The organism is Pseudoalteromonas sp. MER144-MNA-CIBAN-0113 (assembly GCF_040308965.1).
In the GTDB taxonomy this organism is placed as follows: domain Bacteria; phylum Pseudomonadota; class Gammaproteobacteria; order Enterobacterales; family Alteromonadaceae; genus Pseudoalteromonas; species Pseudoalteromonas tetraodonis.
Genome location: NZ_JBEOOG010000167.1, coordinates 1 through 1,230 on the forward strand (window position 1 = coordinate 1; position 1,230 = coordinate 1,230).

2 protein-coding genes are annotated in these 1,230 nt (G+C 37.3%); both read right to left on the reverse strand.

Going from position 1 to position 1,230, the window contains the following annotated elements; genetic code table 11:
• Positions 1-319: 319 nt before the first annotated feature.
• A complete protein-coding gene (locus AAEY57_RS19180; protein WP_350608573.1) occupies positions 320-802 on the reverse strand; it encodes a Cif family virulence factor in 483 nt (160 codons plus the stop codon).
• Between the two features lie 30 nt (positions 803-832).
• A partial coding sequence (locus AAEY57_RS19185; protein ID WP_350608574.1) for a YybH family protein occupies positions 833-1,230 on the reverse strand: 398 nt, incomplete at its 5' end.

Sequence of the window (1,230 nt, forward strand, 5' to 3'; positions counted from 1 at the left end):
TTAAACCAGAGCCTGGTTGTCGGCGAATTAAATCTAGCCATTGTTGTGTTCGATTGGTTTGCATAACTCACTCCTGTTATTAAAAAGAAATGAGCTTAGCGAATATAAAATAAATGTTTAGGTGTGGTTTAGCCGACGGTTACCGAACCTCAACTCAAAAAAAAAGCGGTGTGATAATTATCAATAGGACCTAAAGTGACGTTAAACTCGTAAAAACCTGAGTACTTTTTCTTCTCTATTTTTTTCACTTAAAGTCCTATTCCATTCATTTAAAGGCTTAAACTAGCCAGTCAGCATGCCGTGTAGTTTTAAACAATTATCACTTATTATCTCTACTAGACGAGTGGGTATGCACAACCTTCCAGTTACCATTTATTTTGCGAAATAAGAATGTTTGAAATCCAACTTTATCGAATATTTTACCACTTCTGTTCACTTTTCCTTCCATCCGTGTATCAGCAATAGCCCACGCAAAAGATTTGTCATCACCCTCAAAGTGAACTTCTATTCCACTAAAGTTTAACTTTAAGTATTCCAATGCATCCTTTTCAGGCTCTACGTGATGCTCGACTAGCGAATCTAACCCTGCATTTTGTCCTCCTCCTTCGATATAACGTGCCCCCTCAAAATCTAAAAAGTTACGTCGAAACGGCAATCCATCACCATTTTCCCAGCCATACTTGATGCTTTTAATCACATCAACAATCGCCTTTTTGTCTTTATTACTATGATCTATATCATCATGAGCCACAGCCGAAATACTGATGATAAGGGCAATAATAGTTGTAATAAATTTTCTCATTTTTAACCTCTCTGAATTATTATGTTTAAATTAATGGGACCAATGGATATGAGCTATTTTCCATTTCCCATCTTTTTTCAAAAGCACCATACTTTCCATGCCTTCACTGTTCACTTCTTTTCCTTTAAACTCTCCAGTCAACTTTGTTCTAGACATAGAAAAAGCTGTCTGTCCTACCTCTCTTACTTCATGTTCAAGTATTTCTACTTCAAGTTGAGCCAAATATTTCATGTCAGCCAGCATGTGGTGGTTTGCATAATCATCGGCTGAGCGTTCAACTCTACCTCCTTCATATATAATGACATCATCAGCTAAAAAGCCGCGTGCTTTGCTCTTATCGCCACCCTGTATGGCTTGGTGAAATTGCATAACGACTTTACCTGCATCACTTGTTAATACGGGCAATTCACCACGTTTACTTGTATTAT